Genomic DNA, 21,227 nt, shown 5'->3' with positions numbered 1-21,227 from the left:
CTTCATTTTTTTATCTGGTTATTTTATGTCAAGAAAAACACCCACGGCAAACGATGGGTCGGCATAAATGATGCGGCCATCCACTGCACCTCCATAAGCGGCCGAAACACCAAATTTTTGGGTAAAGTAATAGGCCGCTTCTGCTCCCAAACCTATAAATTCCACATTATTGGCAAAAATACTGCCTTGGTTGTTCTGGGCACTTAATGCACCATTTTGAAGGGATTGTACCACGTCAAGCTTACCGGCAATCCAAAGTTTTTTGAAAAATTGCATCCCTAACTCGGCCCCAGTCCTGAATTCATCGGAGAAGTTTTGGGTACGATTGTTAAAACCAACATAAACTTTGGCATAGGCAGGTAGTTTGGCAAAGGTGAACGGGCTGCCCGCAGCTACCCGAAGCATTTGATTAAACTCTCCATCCCCTGTTTGATAGCTACCATCACTTCCTCCCGAATCATTGCCGGTTGGTAGCCCCAAAAGCAATGTGGCCGATAGGGCCAACTTTTCACTTTGTAGCAAACCGTAGGTAACCCCTAAGTCGATATCTCCAATGGAATTTACAGACTCACCTTCTGTGATGAGTTCATTGGTGGTCCTTGAAAAAATGTCGTTTTGGTAGGTCCTTGAGAAAAAAGGAATATACCCCACCAAATTCCATCGATTCGTTAGGCCATATTCTGCATACAGGTTTATATTGAATTGGCCACGGGTGGCGTTGGGCTCAATTGCCCCCGTGTCAGTATAATGTTGGTCGGCCTCAAGGTACCATGCCGATAATTTGTAGTAGCCATTGCCGCTTTCCCGTGTCCATTGTCCAAAAGAAAGGTTAGATAGAATCAAGAAAGCAACTAAAGAAAATTGATATTTTTTCATCACTGGTTTAGGTGTTGTAATTAATTGATTTGGCCTTCGCCGACCTTTACGCTGAAAGGTTTGCACCAATACAGTAAATATTGAAAGTCATTGATGCCGGTGTCTTTAATGGTGTAGGTATGTGCGCCTTCAAAAACGGTTACAGGGCCAACTTCCAAAGCGTCTTTCACCGAGTTGGGATTGTTGGTAAGATATAGATAGAGCCCAGGCAAGCTGGACGATGCAGCATAATTTTCACTAATGGACAAAACTAGGTCGCTACCATTCGCTTCTAGGGTAAAATTGCCTTTCAATGCGTACCCACTGGTGGACATAATGGTACCGCTTTTGCCTGATTCGTCATTGTTTTGGATTTCAATGGGGGAGATAATGATCATATCTTGATCCGAAATGGTTTTGCCGGCCATAGTGACAGATACGCTAATAGTGGCCTCACCTTCCTCAATTGCCGTGGCCAAACCTTGTTCATCAATGGTTACTACTGATTCATTGGAACTGGACCAATTGATGTTGGCATTTTCCGGTTGGCCAATGTTGTTAAGATACGTGGCCATGTACGAATGGGTGGTTGAGACCTGTAGTCCTGTGATGGGATTGTTGATACGGACCGTTGGTTCCACAAAATCATCAATATAATCCTCACCAATGCATCCTGATAAGAGCAATACCAATATCACCGATACAAAACGGGATTTCAATGTAATAGAGGGCATCTTTAATTTTTTTTGAATGAATTGTCCCTCCTTTAGTTAGCACTTGGGCAAAAGGCTTACAAAATTTTCAACAAAAAGGTGAAAAGTGAACAGAATTATGGTTGTTTTCCCAATTCCTATACGAGAAAAGTAAAAAGTGAAGAATTTATCGATTGGGTAAATGCGCCCGATAAAAGACATCCATCAATGCTGTTCGGATATTCAGGTCGTAGAGTAGGCGATGTTCGCGGGAGGGATACACCCGATTGGACAAAAAGATGAAGGTGAGTCTTTTTTCTGGGTCGGCCCAAACAAAGGTGCCGGTAAATCCGGAATGGCCAAAACTGGAGGCACTGGCCATGGGTGAAGGATAGGCCTCTTCCAAGGGAAGCTCTGCATTGTCCAACAGTGGTTTATCGAATCCCAAACCACGCCTATTTTCATTTTCTGGAAACTGAACGGTTGTAAATTCCTTTACAATTTCTTTGGAGATCAGCTGTTTGCCATCCACGTACCCAAAATTTTGATAGAACAACATGATCTTGGCCAGATCATCCGCAGTACCAAAAAGTCCTGCATTGCCCGAAACCCCGCCCAATAGGGACGCATTTTCGTCATGCACCCATCCTTGCACCAAGTTTTTGCGGTACAAAGTATCAACTTCGGTAGGTACTATGGCATTCACATACTGTTTTTGAGTCGGTAAATAGCCCAATGTGTGACAACCCAAAGGGTGATAGAAATTTTGCTTCAGATAGGTTTGGTAGTCCGTTTCAGTGATTTGTTCGATCAAACGGGGGAAAATGAGAAAGGTGAGACCTGAGTACACGTATTTTTTCTCTTCTGAGACTTTTGAACGATTGATGATGCGGTCCATTTTCCGCTCAAACCGCGCATTGACAAAAAGGTCGATATACGCTTGTTTTTGGAATTTACGATGTTGTTCGTGTCGCACAAATCGCTTTTTGATGGTACCGTTTTTGTGCAGCACCTTTTGAAGAAAGACGATATAAGGCACCAACCCTGCTTGATGTGCCAAGATTTGCCGTAAGGTAAGGTCTTTCTTGTTTTTAACGTGTTGCCATGGCTTCCAATAAGTGCTGAGGGGAGCATCCAAATCCAGTTTTCCTTCGTCCACCAATTTCATTAAAGCAGGAAGCGGACCAGTTATTTTAGTGACGGATGCCAGATCGTACAAATCATTGGTGGCCACCGGTTGCACACTATCGAAGGTGTGAAATCCATAAGCTTTGTGGAAAATGACAGTATCATTTTTGGCCACCAAAAGCTGAGCACCGGGAAAGGCCAGACTATCAATGCCCATTTGCATGATGGAATCCACCTTTTGGTTCAGGTAAGTTGTATCAAAACCCAGTTTGGAGGGAAGGGCATGGATGAGTTCACGTTGACCAAAGGCAAATGGCACAACGAAAATGGAAATCAAAAAAGCTATAACAACCTTTTTCATGCGTTTTGGCTTATCCCAAGGTTCGGATAAAATCCTTCGCAAAATAGCTGGCAATGATATCGGCTCCCGCCCTTTTGATAGCGGTCAATTGTTCCAACATCACGGCATCGTGTTCCAGCCACCCTTTTTCGGCGGCAGCCTTTACCATGGCATATTCCCCGGAAACCTGGTACACGGCAACGGGCACGTCCACTTCATTTTTAATTTCTCTAACGATGTCCAAATAGCACAATCCGGGCTTTACCATCACAATATCGGCACCTTCATCAATGTCCATTTGGGTCTCGCGAAGGGCTTCATACCGATTGGCATAATCCATTTGATAGGTTTTTTTGTCCTTGGGTATATTGGCCATGTCCACGGGTGCGGAATCCAGTGCATCACGGAACGGACCATAAAATGCACTGGCATATTTGGCCGAATAGGCCATGATGCCGGTGTTGGTGAATCCTTCATCTTCCAAGGCTTCGCGAATGGTGAGGATGCGGCCGTCCATCATGTCGCTGGGCGCCACAAAATCGGCTCCTGCTTGGGCATGGGTAACACTCATTTCGGCCAAAACCTCGGCGGTTTCATCATTTAAGATCTGGCCATCGGCCACTATGCCGTCATGCCCGCAGGAAGAAAAGGGATCAAGGGCCACATCGGTCATCACCAACATTTGCGGACAGGCATTTTTGACGGTTTTTATGGCACGTTGCATCAATCCGTTCGGGTTGATGGCCTCGGTTCCTTTGTTGTCCTTCAGTTTGTCATCCACCTTGACAAAGAGTAAAACTGCACACAGCCCCATTTTCCAAAGTTCCTTTACTTCCTTTTCCAAATGGTCCAAGCTCAACCGAAAATAGTTGGGCATGGAAGGGATTTCCTCTTTAATGCCCTTGCCTTCGGTTACAAAAAGAGGCACCAAAAAATCATCTGGGGTTACTAGGGTCTCGCGAACCAATCGTCGAATCGATTCCGAGGCGCGAAGTCTTCTGTTTCTTATGAGTGGATACATGGTAATTGGTTTTAAGTTCTAAGTAATCCGTTTTAAGCTTTCGGCTTATCACTAAATTTCAATTTCTCCGGTTAAATAAAGCGCTCCTTTACCTGATATTTTTACACGGTCGCCCAAATATTCGCAAACCAGGTCGCCGCCCCGTTTGGAAAGCTGCTTGGCGGTCATTTTGGTTTTGTCCAACGCCGCTGCCCAATACGGTGAAAGCGTAGTGTGGGCCGAACCGGTCACGGGATCTTCGGGAATGCCACATTTGGGGGCGAAGAAACGTGAAACAAAATCCACTTCATCTCCCGGAGCGGTAACAATCACCCCCCTACAATCGAGTTGGTCCAATAAATGAAAGTTGGGTTTCAGGTTTTCAATATCCTCTTGGGATTTATAGACCATCATATAATCTGTTTTGCCCTTAAAGGTTTTGATGGGGGATTTGCCAATGGCCTCGTCCAAGGCCTCCAAATTCTTTATGGCCACAGTTTGGTCGGTCGGGAAATCCAATGTTAGCCAGCCGTTGTTGCCCTTGGTAACGGTAAGGTCACCGCTTCTGGGTGAAAAAAACCGAATAGTATTTTCTTTAAGGTCATAAAAGTGAAAAAGCACAAAAGCAGTCGCCAAAGTCGCATGTCCGCAAAGGTCCACTTCCACTTCCGGGGTAAACCAGCGCAATTCGTAAACGTCTTCCTTTTTAACCGCGAAGGCTGTTTCAGCCAAGTTGTTCTCTTCTGCGATTTTTTGCATCAACTCGGGTTCCAACCAAGCATCCAAAATGCATACCGCAGCAGGGTTCCCCCCAAAGGGTTTGTTAGTAAAGGCGTCTATTTGATAAATTTTCTGTCTCATAGGTATAGTGTCAGTACAAAACTATGCATTAAACCCAGTTTTTGGGCGATTGCAGCACTTCAATCAATTTTTCCTCTTCACTTCCTTTTTCAGGATGATGGTCGTAGCGCCATTGCACATGTGGGGGCAAGCTCATAAGGATACTTTCGATCCTGCCATTGGTTTTTAATCCGAACAGGGTACCCTTATCATGCACCAAATTGAATTCCACGTATCGACCGCGTCGTATTTCCTGCCAATCCCGCTGTGCTTGGGTGTATGGTAGCTCTTTTCTTTTGGAAACGATGGGCACATAGGCTTCGAGAAAACTATCGCCCACTTCGCTTACAAAGTTATACCAATCTTCCATGGTCATTTCGTCGGTTGCTTTGCAATAGTCAAAGAACAATCCGCCCACACCCCTGGCTTCATTGCGATGGGCATTCCAAAAGTAGTCATCACATTTCTTTTTGTAAATGGGATAAAACTCCGGATTATGGGCATCACAGGCTTTTTTGCATATCCTATGAAAGTGTTCGGCATCTTCTTCAAACAAATAGTAGGGCGTAAGGTCTTGCCCACCGCCGAACCATTGGTCCACGATATTGCCTGATTTGTCATACATTTCGAAATAGCGCCAATTGGCATGCACGGTGGGTACCATCGGACTTTTGGGATGAATGACCAAACTTAGGCCACAAGCAAAAAAATCGACATCCTCCACACCAAAATAGGCTTGCATGCTTTTGGGCAACGGACCGTACACTTTGGAAATGTTCACGCCACCTTTTTCAAAAACGGCCCCATTTTCAATTACGCGAGTTCTTCCTCGACCACCTTCGGAGCGTTCCCAGAAGTCTTGTTGGAATTTGGCTTTTCCGTCCAATATTTCCAATGCTTCAGTTATGGTATCTTGAAGGTTTTCTATATAGCTATAAAATTTATCTTTCATGACTTAATTCGTAAAGTTCCATATCCAGAATTTTTTCATTTGGAGGCCGGTATGCTTTATGTAATGTTTTTTTCCAATGAAAACCTGCTTTTTCAGCAACCCTTATGCTGGACAAATTACTTTTATTAACAATAATTTTGAGTTTTTTGAGACCAAGTTTGTCAAAGGCAAAGTCAGACACATATCGTACACTTGAGGTAGCCAAGCCTTTTCCATTAGCATTCTGATCAACACAGTATGCCAATTCTCCCTGTAAATCGTCCCAGTCTATGTCTTTTAATATTACCAAACCTTTTATCGAATCAATTTTCACATTCCGAATGGCAAAAGTGTATTCTGATTTTTGATCAATTTCTTTGATCTTTTTCGAAATGAACAGACGAGAGTCCCCCACATTAAGATTTTGGGACAAGGTTTTGGGAAAAAATCGCTCAAAGATTTCAATGTTGGATGTCATCAACAAGCATAAACTTTCTGCATCACTTTCCTTTAGATAATCTATGTTGAAGGTTTTTGTCATTTAATTTTGTGTCGAAATAATATGTACCAATTGGTTTTTTAACTGTGACAAATCAGAATTTGTATCAATTTTCGTGGAGTCCTTGGTCATTTTTTTGAACAATTCAATGGCATCTGCTTCTGAAATGGTTGGATTTTCCTGAAATATTTGACGACCAACCCAATTATTGTGCAAGTCCATTCTTCGCGCCAATGCGTCATTTGGAAAGGCATCTTCATGCCAATCGGTAATTTGTTTCGTCCAGTCCAAAACCGATGTTTCCTTTGTGGCCCATTTCAAACATCTTTTGGCGATCATGTAATTCCAAAGGGCATGTCGAAAAGCATTGGCAGGACCGTTTTTTTGATGGAGTTTCCCATAATTTTTGGTTGAAACCCGAATACAATCCTTGGTGGCCTTCATTGTTGGTCCAATAAAAAAGGGTCTTCGTATTGCCAGCAAAATACCTTTCAGTAAATGTTTAATGCTCACCCGTTTTAAGACCGATATAAGGTTCACTCCTTGTATTCTTTTACCGCATCAACAAAAGCCTTCGCATTTTCCAGTGGGATATGGGGAAGTATGCCATGGCCCAAATTGACCACATATTTATCCTTGCCAAATTCACGGATCATTTGCGCAACCATTTCTTTAATTTTTTCAGGAGGTGACAACAATCTTGCAGGATCAAAATTTCCTTGTAGGGTAACATTGCCTCCGGTAAGATACCTTGCATTTTTTGGGGAACAGGTCCAATCGACCCCAACCGCAGATGCACCGGATTCGGCCATCTCCTTCAAGGCGAACCAACAGCCTTTGCCAAAAACGATGACCGGGGCCAAGTCTTTAAGGGCATCCACTATTTGCTGAATGTATTTCCAGGAAAATTCTTGGTAATCGGTTGGGGAAAGCATTCCTCCCCACGAATCGAACACCTGAACCGCATTAACTCCGGCTTCCACTTTTGCCTTTAAATAGGCAATGGTGGTATCCGTAATTTTTTGAAGTAACCCATGGGCCGCTTCAGGCTGCGTAAAGCAAAAACCACGTGCTTTATCAAAACTTTTACTGCCCTGTCCTTCCACACAATAGCACAGAATGGTCCATGGCGAACCTGCAAACCCGATCAACGGGATTTCATCGTTCAATTTTTCCTTGGTCATGGCAATGGCATCCATCACATAGCCCAAAGTGTCCTGAATATCGGGAACAATTACCCGGTCCAAATCTGCTTTGGAACGAATCGGATTTGGCAGATAGGGGCCAAAGTTGGGTTTCATTTCCACCTCTATGTCCATCGCCTGGGGAATCACCAGAATGTCGCTGAACAAAATAGCTGCATCCATGCCATATCGGCGGATGGGCTGTACCGTGATCTCGGAAGCCAGTTCCGGGGTCTGACAACGGGTAAAGAAATCGTATTTTTTACGGAGTTCCATAAATTCGGGCAAATAACGTCCGGCCTGGCGCATCATCCAAACGGGTGGGCGTTCCACGGTTTCGCCTTTAAGTGCTTTAAGGAACAAGTCGTTTTTAATCATAAATTTTAATTTGTCATTCCTGTGAAGACAGGAATCTTTCTATGTTTTTTTTGAATTTTGTTTGGTGCTTCGACTCCGCTCAGCATCCGTTTGTATTGATAATTCTTTAATCGCCTGTACCAATACATTTTCTATGGTTGGTTTGTTGGCTATTACACTATTTTTTGAATGTTTATTGGCTTCCTTTGCTGTAGTTTCTCCAATGCAGAACAATATCGTTTCCGGAGCAATTTGGTTTTGGGTGAAAAAGCTCGTGATGCCACTGGGACTGAAGAAAAGAATACCATCAAAACTACGGTTGAACACCTTGGTGCTCAGTTCGGTACGGTAAACCTCCAGTTCTTTGTACCGAATGTTATATTTTGATAAAATGTCTGGCAGCTCTTCCCTGCGTTTGTTTCCGCAAAGAAACAGAAATTCCTCCCCACTATGGTCCTGGACAATCGAGTTGGCCAAGGTTGCTGCGTTGTCAGCTGTTTTCAATACGGTAAAACCATTGGCTTCCAAAAAGGACTTGGTGTTGGAACCCACGCAAAAAGCCCTTAATCTGGGCAGTTTTTTGTTCTTGGCCTGTCTCAAAAAGGCCTTCACTGCATTTTTACTGGTGAAAATATAATTGGGGTGATCCAAAGGAATTGGCACATCCAAAAAATCGATATGAATGGCATTGTACTCCACCAATCCCAAACCGGAATTTAGGAACAGTTCCCTTTGCGGCTGCGTCAATATTTTAGTGGAGAGCACTGTTTTCATTTCGGATAGCCTGCATCAATTTATCACCACCGTTTTGCAACACTTCCAAGGCACAGGCTTCCCCGAAGCCTTTTGCTTTGCCTAACGGGATTTCTTTTTTTACGGAAAGTTTATCCTTCCCATCCAACGAGAACAGTACCCCTTCGAAATAAACCGTTTGATCTTTAATTTGGGCCAAGGCTCCAATGGGGGCGGTACAGCCGCCCTCCAAAGTCCGCAAGAATTCGCGTTCAATGGAAGTGGTCACCTCTGCTTCTGTGTTGTTCAGTTTGGACACTGCTTTTCGTGTAAAATCGTCTTCCTCTTTGGCCACCACCAGCATGGCGCCCTGTGCCGGAGCTGGCACCATCCAATCCAATTGTACCGCATCTTTCGGCAATAATTTGATACGCTGCAGGCCGGCTTGGGCAAAAATGGCCCCTTGCCAATCGTTTTCAATGAGTTTTAAGAGGCGGGTGTTCACGTTGCCCCTAAGATCTACTACAGTGTGGTTTGGATATTTGTTGAGCCACTGGGCCTTTCTACGCAAACTTCCGGTGGCAATGGTCACCGGTGCATCCGATTCCAAAAACCCAAGACCCTTGTGCACCAAAATGTCATGGGAAACAGCCCGTTCCAACACGGCAGCCTTAACAATGCCCTTCGGCAATTGGGTGGGTACGTCCTTCATGGAATGTACGGCAATATCAATTTGCCCTTCCAAGAGCGCAATGTCCAGTGTCTTGGTAAAAATGCCAGTCACCCCCAATTCGTACAACGGTTTGTCCAACACCTGATCACCGATGGATTTGGTGGGCACCAATATAGTGTCGAACCCCAATGCTTCCAACTTTTCTTGCACGGTGGTCGCTTGCCACAGCGCCAATTCACTGTCGCGGGTTCCAATTCGTATGATTTTGCTCATTTGGAGTGGGGTTCTAGCTGGAAGACTTTTTGAATGAGCTCCAAACTATCCTCCGTATCCACGTCTGACTTTTTCAGGTGGTTGGCAAATTGCTTGGTAATCTTTTGGATGATGCGCTCAGAAATCATCTCGGCCTGATCTTGGTTAAAATCGGACAGCTTTTTGGAATGAAAGTCGATTTCCTCTTCTTTCATGGTCTTCAATTTTTCCTTGAGGGCGTTGATGACCGGTGCAAATTTTCGGGTTTCCAACCATTTGAGGAAGTCCTTCTTAACTTGATCAATAATGGCTTCGGCCTTGGGCACATCCGCTTTTCTGTTGGCCAAGGTTTCATCCGTGATCTGCGAAAGCTGGTCCAAATGCACCAAGGATACATTGTCCAGTTCCAAAACATCGTCCGATACGTTTTTGGGCACGGAAAGGTCCAAGATCAACAATGGTTTTTTCGGATAGATCAGCGCTTTGGATACTGTTGGCAATTGCGCACCGGTGGCCACCACCAAAATATCCGCTTTGCGGATTTCCGTTTGTAGGTCGCCGTAATCCTTCACGGTCAATTTGAACTTGCCCGCAATGTCCTCTGCCTTTTCCCGAGTACGGTTGATCAGGGTAATGTGGGAGTTGTTGGAGTGCTTCACCAGGTTTTCGCAGGTGTTCCGTCCAATTTTACCTGTTCCAAAAAGGAGAATGTTCTTTTCGGAGATGTCGGGCACATTGTCCAGAATGTATTTCACCGAGGCAAAAGCTACGGATGTAGCCCCGGAAGAAAGCTCCGTTTCGTTCTTGATGCGTTTGCTGGCCTGTATCACCGCATTGCACAAACGCTCCAAAAACGGATTTGCCATATCTTGCTTTTTGGCCCTATAAAATCCTTGTTTGATCTGGCTGATGATTTCAAAATCCCCCAATATCTGGCTGTCGAGACCTGTACCCACTTTAAACATGTGGGAAATGGCTTCATGGTTTTTGTACACATACGCTACCTCTTGGAACTCTTCAACGGTTCCATTGGTTTGGTCGCATAACAATTTGATCAGTTGATAGGGGTGTTGGGCAAAACCATACAGTTCGGTTCTGTTGCATGTGGAAATGGCCAATAGACCATCGATGCCCAATTCCTTTGCCTTGCCCAGAATATGGTCTATAGCGGGAACATCCAGACTGAACTTTCCTCTAACCTCTGCATCCGCCTTCTTATAACTCAACCCAACGGCATAGAAGGAATTATGTTTTGAAATATGGTAGTTCCTCATAAAGGATAAAATCGCAACACAAAATTAACAGTGTTGTACGTCATAAAATAACGCTAGCGGTACCGTAGCACCAGCGGTGGCAAAATCTTCATTTAAATTTGTGTAAAAAAGCTTCAATGCATTGATATTATTGGTAATTTTGATGATATACCATGCAATTTAGAGCCATTCTAAATTAATGGATCACAAAAGCACAACAAAAATCATACATGAAAAATATCGCTAAAGGTTCGTACGATGAGATATTGGTGGAAGACGGCATTTTTATTCTTAAAATCCAGAACGATGCCAAAGAACCAAAGGTTATTGAGCGGGATATCGACAGTTCCTACATTCAATTTCACTTTTGCCTGAAGGGAAAATCCCGTTTTAACTTTAATGAGGGCAACTATTATTTAGAGGTGAACGAGGAAAATTCCCTGTTGCTGTACAATACCCAAAAGGATTTGCCCTTGAATTTGGTAGTTTCACCGAATTCGTGGTTGCTTTCCGTGGTCATGACCATCAGAAAGTTTCATTCCTTGTTTTCGGACGAGGCCAATTACATTCCTTTTTTGAGCGAGGACAATAAAGAGAAGAAGTATTACTCACAAGAAATGGTGTCTCCGGCCATTGCCGTGGTGTTGAGCCAATTGATGAACTATAATCTGCATCCATCCATCAAGAAATTGTATTTAAAGGGCAAGGTGTTCGAACTGATTTCACTCTACTTCAATAAAACAGAAGATGCCGATTTGGAACAATGCCCCTATTTGGCCGACGAAGACAATGTGCGCCGCATAAAAATGGCCAAGGAAATCATGATCGCCCGTATGGCCGAACCGCCAACCTTGGCCGAACTTTCCGATGAGGTGGGACTGAGCCTTAAAAAGTTAAAGGAAGGGTTCAAACAGATCTATGGGGATTCGGTATATGGCTTTCTGTTCGATTATAAAATGGAGTATGCCCGCAAAATGTTGGAATCGGGCAAGCACAATGTGAACGAAGTGGGCTTGAAAGTGGGGTATAGCACAGCCAGTCATTTTATCGCCTCCTTCAAAAAGAAGTTCGGGACCACCCCAAAAAAATATGTAACTTCCAATGTGTAAATCCCATCTTATGAAACATATTGTTGCCCTTTTGTTGGTCTGTTTTTTTATGGCCGGCGGTCAAGCCCAAAATGAACCCTCCAAAGATTTGGCGGACAACACCATGCCCGATCTGGTTTTGATATTTACCAAAACTGAAGGCTATCGGCATAAGTCCATAGAAAAGGGAGTACAAACCTTTCGCGAATTGGGCCGGCGAAACCGGTTTGTGGCACTGCAAACCGAATTCAGCGAAGATTTTAATCCCCAAAGCTTGAAGAATTACAAATTGGTGGTCTTTTTAAGCACTACCTTGGATGTGCTCAACGAAACCCAACAAGCCGCCTTTGAATCCTACATTAAAAATGGAGGCAGTTATTTGGGTGTCCACGCGGCAGCCGATACAGAATACGATTGGCCTTGGTACGGTAAATTGGCCGGGGCGTATTTTGATAGTCATCCGGAACAGCAAGAAGCCAAAATAGACGTGATGGACAACACCCATCCTTCAACGGCACATCTGGATAAGGTGTGGATGCATTTTGATGAATGGTACAATTTCAAAAACCTGAACCCTAAGGTAAATGTGCTCCTAAAGTTGGATGAAACCAGTTACAAAGGCGGTACCAATGGTGCCAACCATCCTATTGCGTGGTACCATGAATTTGATGGGGGTCGGGCTTTCTATACAGGTTTGGGACACACCGAAGCTGCTTTTGACGAGCCGGATTTCAGACAGCATTTACTGGGGGCGATCGAGTGGTGTTTAAAGCGGAAGTAAAGTGGGTCTTGCCACTATAATGCCGATATTACTCTTGATGTTTTTGAGATAATCTGCCAAAGGCAGTTCACTGATTTCCACTTCGCCATTTTTACTGGAGGCATGCAACAAATGCAAACGTCCGTCGGGCCGGTGGATGGCGATTCCGGTATGGGTCACATCCAACCCTTTAATGGAGGTGGCCAAGGCGATAATGTCCCCGGATTGGATCAGATGTTCCTTGTCTGCAATTTGATTTTGGGGCAGGTAACACAATGTTTCCTTAGCTAGTTGGGATTCCACCTGCTGCATAGCTTGAAAATTGGCATCACTGGCTAAAAAAGGATACAGATCTCTGTGGGTTCCCATGAAATTGATGGGTTTTTCAAGCTCGATACCGCCCAAATCCTTGGTGATATCCTTTACTAAACCCTTCTTCTCATTGTTTCGAATCCACTCCGTAAAATAGTGTAAACGTGATGGATAACCTTTCATTTCCCCATTGCGATACCGAATGGTTTCCAATTCACTTGCAAAATCTTGAAAATCGTTTTGTTGTTTTTTCAAAAGGGCAGTGAATGCCAGTACATTTTCCACAAAAGTGGTACAATCCAACCCGCTAAAATTGACCACAAGCGTTTCGGTGTCGCCCACTTCCAATGTTTTTTCCACATAGGGTGTTCCCAAAAAAGATTGGCCGACCAACGAAATGGTGTCTCCCAAATTGGAAGCTTCAATGGTTGCCAACGCATGCATTTTGGTGTCAAACAGGGGTCGGTCTTTTGGCGAACAGGTAATTTGTTGGGCCTGGCCCAGCCAACCGAACAAAAGAATCAGTAGGGAGATATTTTTTGATTTCATTTTTGATGGTCTTGATCAATTCTTATCCGTGTCCTTGCAATACTTTCAGGATAATTTTCCTGTAAATAAACGATTAATTTTTCACGGACATGCACCCGAAGGTCCCAAGCGGTGGGCGAATCTTTGGCACTCATTAAGGCCCGGACCTCCACATGGTTGGGTTTGCTATCGGTTACCTGTAACACGTTGACTTTGCCGTCCCAAAGGTCGGTTTCGTTCAAAACCCGGGTCAATTCTTCCCGCAGTTTGTCAAAAGGCACATTGTAATCCACATATAAAAAGACAGTCCCCAAAATATCGGCCGAGGTCTTTGTCCAGTTTTGGAACGGTTTATCAATAAAATAGGGCGTGGGCACAATCAATCTGCGCTTATCCCAAATGGCCACCACAACATAGGTCAAGGTAATTTCTTCAATGCGACCCCATTCCCCCTCTACGATCACCACATCATCCAGCTTAATGGGTTGGGCAATGGCAATTTGGATACCGGCCAAAATGGTCCCAATGAATTTTTGGGCCGAGAATCCGATAATGATTCCTGCAACACCGGCAGAGGCAAAAATACTCAACCCCAATTGTCTGATTTCCGGAAAGCTCATCAGGGAAAACCCGACGGCCAACAAAATGATAATGAAAATGAATATCCGCTCCAAAATGGTGAACTGGGTGTACACCTTTCTTGCTTTCAGATTGTCTTCGACCCCTACGTCATAATTCCGGATCACAATTTGTTTAACAATTTTCAGAAGCGCAATCATCACCCAGGTCATCGCGAAAATGAACAAAAGGGTACTTGCCTTGCGAAACCAAAAACCAGCCTCTTCCAAATTCAACACATCGCGAAGGGACTTTAAACGAATCAGAATACTCAGAAAAATAAGTACTAAAGGGGTGGCCAGTTTTCGGAAGGATCCCGTTGGCAATAAGTACTTCGGATTTTTGCCCAGTCGCTTTAAAATAACGGAGGTGCTCCAGTACAGAAAGATCAGAACAGCAAGGGCAACACTCAAATAAATGAGCGATTCTTTGGAAACATTGTCGTAAAAAGACTCCATAGCTTCAAAAATAGGGAGAAAAGTCCACAGGTGAAGGACTTGAACAAAATCGAGAATCATTATTTCATCATAAGAAAGTATTTGGAAGGGGCACCTGCAAAGTCGGTAGGGTGTATTATTTTTGCCCTTTAAACCAGGTAGCCGTGAAAAAAGGAGTTTTATTGGTCAATTTGGGATCGCCCGACAGTCCGACCGCAAAGGATGTAAAACCGTATTTGGATGAGTTTTTGATGGACGAGAGGGTCATCGATGTGAATCCTATCTTGCGAAATATCATCGTACGTGGCATTATCTTGAACACACGTCCCAAGAAATCGGCCGAGGCCTATTCCAAAATATGGTGGGACGAGGGGTCTCCCTTGATCATCATCTCCGAACGCTTTATGGAAAAGGTAAAGCAGCAAACCAATCTGCCCATAGCTTTGGGCATGCGGTACGGTTCCATGTCCATACACAAGGCCTTCCAAGAATTGAAGGACCAAGGAGTGGATGAGGTGTTTTTGGTACCGCTGTATCCGCATTACGCCATGTCGTCCTATGAGACGGTGGTCGTTAAAGCTTTGGAAGTGCAGGCAGCCCACTTCCCTGAAATGCATGTGACCACTCTGCCCGCATTTTATAGCAACCCAGAGTATGTTAAAATACTTTCCAATAGCATTGCCGAAGGCTTGAAGGAGTTTGAATACGATCATATCCTGTTTTCCTACCACGGAATTCCAGAACGCCATATCCGAAAATCAGACCCTACCAAGTTCCATTGCAAATTGAACGGCCAATGTTGTACCACCAACTCGGCGGCACATCATACATGTTACCGCCACCAATGCATGGATACCACCGAAAGGGTCAAAAAGGAACTGGGATTGCCGGAGGATAAAGTAAGTACATCGTTCCAATCCCGATTGGGCAGCGACCCCTGGTTGCAACCCTTTACCGACAAGGAATTTGAGCGTTTGGCCCATGAAGGCAAAAAACGTTTGGCTGTGGTTACCCCAGCTTTTGTAAGCGATTGTCTCGAAACCCTGGAGGAGATCGCCATGGAAGGTAAGGAGCAGTTCGAGGAAGCCGGCGGGGAACACTACGTACACATTCCTTGCTTGAACGACAGTGATGACTGGGCCGGACTGATGGCACAATGGATCAATGAATGGAAGGAAAAGGGAACCCTGCCCGAATACAACGTTCAGTAATTTTCAAAATATAGCTATGCATATTGAAAAATTGGAACACCACTTGCAAGGGGTGCGGAACCAACTGAAACACCATCCGTTGTACGCACAATTGGAATCTGTGGAGGATATTAAGATTTTCATGGAAAGCCATGTGTACGCCGTTTGGGATTTTATGTCCCTGTTAAAAGCTTTGCAACAACACCTTACTTGTACCACCTTACCTTGGCAACCTGCCACGGATGCTTCAGTGGCCCGGTTCATCAACGAAATTGTACTGGAGGAAGAAAGCGATTTCAATGAGAAAGGGGAGGCCAAAAGCCATTTTGAAATGTACCTCGATGCCATGCAGGAAGTGGAAGCAGATACATCCAAAGTGCTAAATGTCATTGCTAATTTCACAGATCTGCAACACATTCAACAACAGATAGACCAAGCCAACTTGGACCCGTCTGAAAAGAATTTCCTAAGCTACACTTTTGAGGTCATCAATACCCAACAACCCCATATCATTGCAGCCGCATTCACCTTTGGGAGGGAAGATTTGATTCCCGATATGTTCTTGAGCATCATAGAGCAATCAGGCGAAAACGGACCTGGAAACTATGCTAAACTATCGTATTACTTGAAACGGCACATCGAGTTGGATGGGGATGACCACGGACCGTTGGCCGTTAAAATGATCCAGGCCCTTTGTGGTTCCGATGACCACAAATGGGGAGATGTGTTCCAGTATAGTAAAAAAGCATTGGAGCAACGCATCGCCCTCTGGGATGGCATTGCCAAAAAATTAGCGGAGAACAAGGGTAATTTGGTGGATGCGTTGTAGCTTTGAGGAACAGTACCGCACGAATTTAACTTCAGTAGAATAGAACAATCCTTGGCATGGCCAAAGTAACCTCAGACGATCTTGGGCAGGAACCCATCGGAAAATTGCTGATCAGACAAGCAGTTCCAGCTTCCATTGGTATTTTGGTGATGTCCCTCAATGTATTGGTCGATTCCATTTTCGTGGGAAACTGGATTGGATCCATTGCCATTGCGGCCATCAATGTGGTGCTGCCCGTTTCCTTTTTCATTGCGGCCTTGGGCATGGCCATCGGTATCGGGGGTTCCAGCATTATTTCCCGTGCCCTGGGGGCCAATAACAAGGAAAAAGCACTCAAAACCTTTGGAAATCAGATTACCCTGACCCTTTTGGTCACCGTGATCATGGTGGCCTTGGGGCTGTACTACGTGGACAGTCTTATTCCCGCTTTTGGTGGCAAGGGAGGCATTTTTGAACCTGCCAAGATTTATTACACCATCATTTTGTATGGGGTGCCCTTTTTGGCCCTTTGTATGATGGGCAATACGGTGATTCGCGCCGAGGGCAAGCCCAAGTTTGCCATGATCGCGATGATCATTCCATCCGTGGGGAACCTGTTGATGGACTATATCTTCATTTATGTGTTTGATTGGGGCATGCACGGTGCCGCTTGGGCCACAACAATTGGCTACCTACTTTGTTTTGGGTATATCCTGTATTTCTTTCTTTCCAAAAATTCCGAATTGAAGATAAGTCATACCCATTTCGGATTGGACAGACCCATTTTGCGTGAAATCGGCTCGTTGGGTTTTGTGACCTTGGCCAGACAAGCGGTAACCAGCATCACTTATTTGATCATGAACAATATCCTGTTCAATCTCGGAGGAGAGCCTATGGTAGCGGTGTATGCCATCATCGGCCGCATGTTGATGTTCGCCCTGTTTCCTGTGTTTGGGGTCACCCAAGGCTTTTTGCCCATTGCAGGCTACAATTACGGTGCGGCTTACTACGACCGTGTAAAGGAATCCATTTATACGGCCATTAAGTATGCCGCTCTGGTGGCCACTCTGGTTTTTATCGTATTGATGGTTTTCCCTGGAGAAATTGCTTCCCTGTTTTTAAGTGATAGGCCCGATTTGGCCGTTGAACAATTGGCCAGTAATCAATTTGTGATTGAACATACGCCTTTGGCCATGCGAATGGTGTTCGCTGCTACGCCCATCATTGCCATCCAGTTGATTGGTGCAGCCTATTTTCAGGCCATTGGAAAGGCAACCCCGGCCCTTTTGTTGACCCTCACGCGGCAAGGGTTTTTCTTTATTCCGTTGATTTTGATTCTACCAAAAATCATGGGTGAAACAGGGGTTTGGATTTCATTTTCCATTGCCGATGTTTTGGCCACGGTCGTGACTGGCTATTTTTTGGTGAAGGAAATCAACACAAAATTGTTGCCCAAATGATGCATTCCGCAAGAATGCGTAATTTGCTGCTGTAACTGAACAACCATGAAGAAAACCATTTTTGCGGTGATGGCATTGGCCTCCCTATTGGCCTGCACCGATAAACCCGAAGAAAAACCCATGTACACCCTTTTTGTTGGCACCTATACCGATGGCGAAAGTGAAGGTATCTACACCTACTCGTTTGATAGTGGAACTGGAACCCTGTCCCATAAAAAATTGGAGGCCAAACTGACGAATCCGTCCTATTTGGCACTATCTGAGGACAAGAAGCATGTATACGCCGTTCAGGAAACCGATAACTTTGATAGTTTGGGCGGGGGGGTTACGGCCTTCACATGGAACAATGGTGTTTTGGAGCTACAAAACAGCATGGGTACACATGGGGCGCATCCATGCCATGTCTCTTTATCAGGAGATGGACAATTGACCGTAGCTAACTATACGGGAGGTAACGTGGCGGTTTTCAATTTGAATGATGATGGTTCGTTGGAAAGCGACCCCCAAATCATAGACCATAAAAGTTTGGACACGACCAAAACGGCCCATGCCCACATGGCCCAGTTTACCGCAAATGGACTCTTTGTAACCGACCTTGGTTTGGATGCCGTAAAACGCTATCAGCAAAAAGAAGGGCAATTTGTGCCAGGAACACAACCTTCCTTACCTTTTGAGGATGGCGCGGGACCACGACACTTTACCTTTGGTAAAAACGGCCAGTTCCTATATGTGATCAATGAGCTGAACAGTACCCTTTCCGTTTTCGAGAAGGATGCGAATGGCGATTACCAAGAAATCCAAACCATTGGCACCTTGGCTACCGATTTTGAAGGCGAAAGCTTCTGCGCAGATATCCATTTGTCACCCGACGGTAAGTTTTTATATGGCTCCAACCGCGGGGAAAACACCATTGTGGTATTTGCAGTGGATGAAAAATCCGGTAGACTTTCGGTGGTGGGTCGGGAGTCTGTACGTGGCGATTGGCCGCGAAATTTTACGTTAGATCCAACCGGAGACTACCTTTTGGTGGCCAACCAACGCAGTGAAAATATTGTGGTTTTTAAAAGGGATGCGGAAAAAGGCACCTTGACCTTTTTGAACGAGACCAAACACCCCATTCCTGTATGTTTGGTATTTGTTGATTAAATCTTGTTATCAAAGTTTCTTTCGAATCAATCGGTAGTTTTCAAGTTTGGTAGGGTCATTAATCTGATTGGTAATATCGTCCAATAGATCCATTTGGGAATCGGCCACAAAGAACATCTCGTCATTATTAATGGAAAAGGTGGTGGGGATATCCGTAGGATTTTCAAATACCATCAATTTGGAAGCACTCATAATTTCTGTGCCTTCAGGGATCAACTTAAATTGAAATATCCCATTTTTTTCAGAATCACGCCTTGCATTTACAATGGCGACCAATGAGTTTTTATAAAACTTGAGACCATCAATACCTTTATAATCATTGGGTCGGTTGATCAATTTTTTAGTGGCAATGTCCAAAACACGGAGGCCACTCCCCAATGAGGCCAAGTAAAGTAGTCGCCCATCATCAGAAATGGCTATACCGTTGGTGTGTGCAATGGTTTTATGTGAAAAGAATACTTCCAAATGGTCCGTTTTCCCATTTGAGGAATAAATGCTGGAACCTTCAGAGTCAGAAATGAAAAATTGACCTTTGGAATTAACAGCAATGTCGTTCAGATACGTTTTTTCCAAACTTTTTAAGACATATCTTTTGACCAATTGTCCAGAAGGAATGTCCAATAATAACAAAATGGATTGGTTGCTCGGGGTATCATGACTGTTCCCCAGCGCAAAAAGCGTATCCCCTTTAATGGTCATCCCAAAACCTGGCAGATAGCCAAATTTGTTATTCTCAATAAAGATTTCAGGATTGCTTCCATCCAAATTGGACCTTACAATCTTGTTATTGAAAAGACTGTTGAGGTAAACTTTTTCAGAGACAGGGTCTATAGCGATGCCTTCAGGAATCAAATCTTTTTCAAATTGCAGTTTGATGGTGGAGCTTTGTTTGGAGCAAGAGGCTAATAGAACAAACAAAAGCATAAAATGAACTCTCATGATGCTTACTTTTTAGATAAGAAAACAATCACTCCAATAATGATTAACCCAAAAAGCACAGCAAAGAAAATTTTCCAAAAGCTGTAGGGCCTTGAGCCAGAGATTTGCCCGTTTTCCCCGTTGATGAAAAAGTTGTATTGCTTGCCGCTGTATCGGTAGGCACTTACATAAACGGGTAAGAGAATATGTTTAAACGTTTCCTCGGACAGTTGCATATCCATCGACAATACCCTTTGGGTATCGCCTCCAATATCCTGTTTGCACCATCGGGTGGCAATGTCTCGGGCGACTTCCTTGGAGTGCAGGTGCCCTTCTTTAAGTGGAATCGTATATTTTTCGGTCACGAATCCCGATAAAAATCCCGAGTCGAACGGCTGTAATTTTTTCAGGTTCCAATAAGCGATTTTACCCGGAATCCGACCAGATTTTTGATGGGATGCCTTGATCAAGGTATCGTCCACGAAGCCCGAAACCTGACCCGAAGCAGGATACCAACGTGTTTTTCGCACCTGTTGGGTCACCATTTTGCCATTGGCGTTTCGAACACGCCTAGTTTCGTAATAGTATTCCCCACGTTGTCCTGTATAGGAGGCAAAGAGTTGGGCATCAAAGGTCCAATAGGGCAGGTAGAGTCCCTTGGTATATTGGGGGTCCAGGGCGGCCTTTTTCAAATTGTTCGGGGCAAACCACAAGCCCTTTACCCATTTCTGAAATATTCGGAACGATTCCTTTTTGTCAATTTGAAAGGGCAACACGGCCCCCGGCAAGATCCAATTTTCTTTGTAGGCATCCTCTATCACCAAGGGCTGGCCACAATACACACAATGCAGCGATTTGTAGTTTTCCTCCACATGTTGATCGGCGCCACAGTTTTTGCAATGCAGCATGGAAATTTCCTCACTGTGCTTTTGGGAGCCCATTTCTTGGAGGTAGGGGTACAGTTCCAGTTCTTTGAACCCACTTTCATCCACGGGAATGGTTTCCGAGTGCCCACAATATTCGCAAGTAATACTTGTGGTACCCGGCTTGTATTTCAGCTCTGCGCCACAGTTGACGCAGGCTTTTTTGAGTTCCGTTTTTTGGATCGTTGGTTCTTCCATACTTTCATTTCCGCAAAGGCGGAAATCTAAACAAATTGAAATGGACTGTCATTTCGAAGGAGCTTGCGACTGAGAAATCTAGCCATAAATTAACCGAGCTTTCTC

22 protein-coding genes are annotated in these 21,227 nt (G+C 44.5%); 6 read left to right on the top strand and 16 right to left on the bottom strand.

What is annotated here, in order from left to right:
• Positions 1-18: 18 nt before the first annotated feature.
• From EO131_RS06650 to hemA, 12 genes are all read right to left on the bottom strand, one after another.
• Complete coding sequence (locus EO131_RS06650) at positions 19-876, bottom strand: hypothetical protein (protein ID WP_127020159.1); 858 nt, start codon at positions 874-876, stop codon at positions 19-21.
• Between the two features lie 20 nt (positions 877-896).
• Positions 897-1,589 carry an Ig-like domain-containing protein gene (locus EO131_RS06645; protein ID WP_127020157.1) on the bottom strand — a complete coding sequence of 231 codons (693 nt, stop codon included), beginning with the start codon at positions 1,587-1,589 and terminating at the stop codon, positions 897-899.
• Between the two features lie 145 nt (positions 1,590-1,734).
• Entirely contained in the window at positions 1,735-3,036 is a 1,302-nt protein-coding gene (locus EO131_RS06640) for a serine hydrolase domain-containing protein (RefSeq protein ID WP_127020155.1), read from the bottom strand.
• Between the two features lie 10 nt (positions 3,037-3,046).
• Positions 3,047-4,036: a porphobilinogen synthase gene (gene hemB / locus EO131_RS06635; protein WP_127020153.1), complete on the bottom strand. Its 990-nt coding sequence runs from the start codon at positions 4,034-4,036 to the stop codon at positions 3,047-3,049.
• A 51-nt stretch (positions 4,037-4,087) separates the two neighbouring features.
• A complete protein-coding gene (locus EO131_RS06630) occupies positions 4,088-4,876 on the bottom strand; it encodes a PhzF family phenazine biosynthesis protein (RefSeq protein WP_127020151.1) in 789 nt (262 codons plus the stop codon).
• 28 nt (positions 4,877-4,904) lie between these two features.
• On the bottom strand, positions 4,905-5,807 hold the full coding sequence (hemF, locus tag EO131_RS06625; protein ID WP_127020149.1) for an oxygen-dependent coproporphyrinogen oxidase: 903 nt from the start codon (positions 5,805-5,807) through the stop codon (positions 4,905-4,907).
• Positions 5,797-6,327, bottom strand: a complete 531-nt coding sequence (locus EO131_RS06620; RefSeq protein WP_127020147.1) for a GNAT family N-acetyltransferase — start codon at positions 6,325-6,327, stop codon at positions 5,797-5,799. Before EO131_RS06620 ends, hemF begins: the two co-directional genes overlap by 11 nt.
• A complete protein-coding gene (locus tag EO131_RS06615; protein ID WP_417935629.1) occupies positions 6,328-6,798 on the bottom strand; it encodes a DUF6973 domain-containing protein in 471 nt (156 codons plus the stop codon).
• Between the two features lie 23 nt (positions 6,799-6,821).
• Positions 6,822-7,847 (bottom strand): uroporphyrinogen decarboxylase, encoded by a 1,026-nt coding sequence (gene hemE / locus EO131_RS06610; protein ID WP_127020143.1) that lies wholly within the window; start codon positions 7,845-7,847, stop codon positions 6,822-6,824.
• A 39-nt stretch (positions 7,848-7,886) separates the two neighbouring features.
• On the bottom strand, positions 7,887-8,600 hold the full coding sequence (locus EO131_RS06605; protein ID WP_127020141.1) for a uroporphyrinogen-III synthase: 714 nt from the start codon (positions 8,598-8,600) through the stop codon (positions 7,887-7,889).
• The gene (gene hemC / locus EO131_RS06600) at positions 8,578-9,504 is read right to left on the bottom strand and encodes a hydroxymethylbilane synthase (RefSeq protein ID WP_127020139.1); all 927 of its coding nucleotides are present in this window, start codon (positions 9,502-9,504) and stop codon (positions 8,578-8,580) included. The genes EO131_RS06605 and hemC overlap by 23 nt, the downstream gene beginning before the upstream one ends.
• Positions 9,501-10,757: a glutamyl-tRNA reductase gene (hemA, locus tag EO131_RS06595; RefSeq protein WP_127020137.1), complete on the bottom strand. Its 1,257-nt coding sequence runs from the start codon at positions 10,755-10,757 to the stop codon at positions 9,501-9,503. The genes hemC and hemA overlap by 4 nt, the downstream gene beginning before the upstream one ends.
• 209 nt (positions 10,758-10,966) lie before the next feature.
• Between hemA and EO131_RS06590 the strand changes: the two genes are divergently transcribed.
• On the top strand, positions 10,967-11,845 hold the full coding sequence (locus tag EO131_RS06590) for an AraC family transcriptional regulator (RefSeq protein ID WP_127020135.1): 879 nt from the start codon (positions 10,967-10,969) through the stop codon (positions 11,843-11,845).
• Between the two features lie 10 nt (positions 11,846-11,855).
• Entirely contained in the window at positions 11,856-12,605 is a 750-nt protein-coding gene (locus EO131_RS06585) for a ThuA domain-containing protein (protein WP_127020133.1), read from the top strand.
• On the opposite strand, the gene EO131_RS06580 is transcribed toward EO131_RS06585, so the two are convergent.
• Both EO131_RS06580 and EO131_RS06575 read right to left on the bottom strand, forming a co-directional pair.
• Positions 12,591-13,445, bottom strand: coding sequence for an N-acetylmuramoyl-L-alanine amidase-like domain-containing protein (locus EO131_RS06580; RefSeq protein ID WP_127020131.1), 855 nt, complete (start codon positions 13,443-13,445; stop codon positions 12,591-12,593). The genes EO131_RS06585 and EO131_RS06580 overlap by 15 nt on opposite strands.
• Complete coding sequence (locus EO131_RS06575; RefSeq protein ID WP_164731637.1) at positions 13,442-14,500, bottom strand: mechanosensitive ion channel family protein; 1,059 nt, start codon at positions 14,498-14,500, stop codon at positions 13,442-13,444. The genes EO131_RS06580 and EO131_RS06575 overlap by 4 nt, the downstream gene beginning before the upstream one ends.
• 143 nt (positions 14,501-14,643) lie before the next feature.
• Here EO131_RS06575 and hemH point away from each other — a divergent pair, with 143 nt between their 5' ends.
• Genes hemH through EO131_RS06555 form a run of 4 tightly spaced genes read left to right on the top strand, consistent with a single transcriptional unit; the run spans position 14,644 to position 19,083 of the window.
• Positions 14,644-15,690, top strand: coding sequence for a ferrochelatase (gene hemH, locus EO131_RS06570; RefSeq protein ID WP_206512861.1), 1,047 nt, complete (start codon positions 14,644-14,646; stop codon positions 15,688-15,690).
• Between the two features lie 16 nt (positions 15,691-15,706).
• On the top strand, positions 15,707-16,498 hold the full coding sequence (locus EO131_RS06565; protein WP_206512860.1) for a DUF3050 domain-containing protein: 792 nt from the start codon (positions 15,707-15,709) through the stop codon (positions 16,496-16,498).
• A gap of 56 nt (positions 16,499-16,554) precedes the next feature.
• Positions 16,555-17,937 carry an MATE family efflux transporter gene (locus tag EO131_RS06560; RefSeq protein ID WP_127020123.1) on the top strand — a complete coding sequence of 461 codons (1,383 nt, stop codon included), beginning with the start codon at positions 16,555-16,557 and terminating at the stop codon, positions 17,935-17,937.
• A gap of 45 nt (positions 17,938-17,982) precedes the next feature.
• Positions 17,983-19,083, top strand: a complete 1,101-nt coding sequence (locus tag EO131_RS06555; protein WP_127020121.1) for a lactonase family protein — start codon at positions 17,983-17,985, stop codon at positions 19,081-19,083.
• A 9-nt stretch (positions 19,084-19,092) separates the two neighbouring features.
• Here EO131_RS06555 and EO131_RS06550 read toward each other — a convergent pair whose 3' ends face one another.
• Both EO131_RS06550 and EO131_RS06545 read right to left on the bottom strand, forming a co-directional pair.
• Positions 19,093-20,022, bottom strand: a complete 930-nt coding sequence (locus EO131_RS06550) for an SMP-30/gluconolactonase/LRE family protein (protein WP_127020119.1) — start codon at positions 20,020-20,022, stop codon at positions 19,093-19,095.
• 5 nt (positions 20,023-20,027) lie between these two features.
• Positions 20,028-21,122: a TFIIB-type zinc ribbon-containing protein gene (locus EO131_RS06545; RefSeq protein ID WP_127020117.1), complete on the bottom strand. Its 1,095-nt coding sequence runs from the start codon at positions 21,120-21,122 to the stop codon at positions 20,028-20,030.
• Between the last annotated feature and the right edge of the window lie 105 nt (positions 21,123-21,227).

The organism is Flagellimonas beolgyonensis (assembly GCF_003992615.1).
Classification (GTDB): Bacteria; Bacteroidota; Bacteroidia; order Flavobacteriales; family Flavobacteriaceae; genus Flagellimonas; species Flagellimonas beolgyonensis.
The sequence above is the reverse complement of the archived record's forward strand: the minus strand, read 5'-3'. Positions and strand labels throughout refer to the sequence as shown.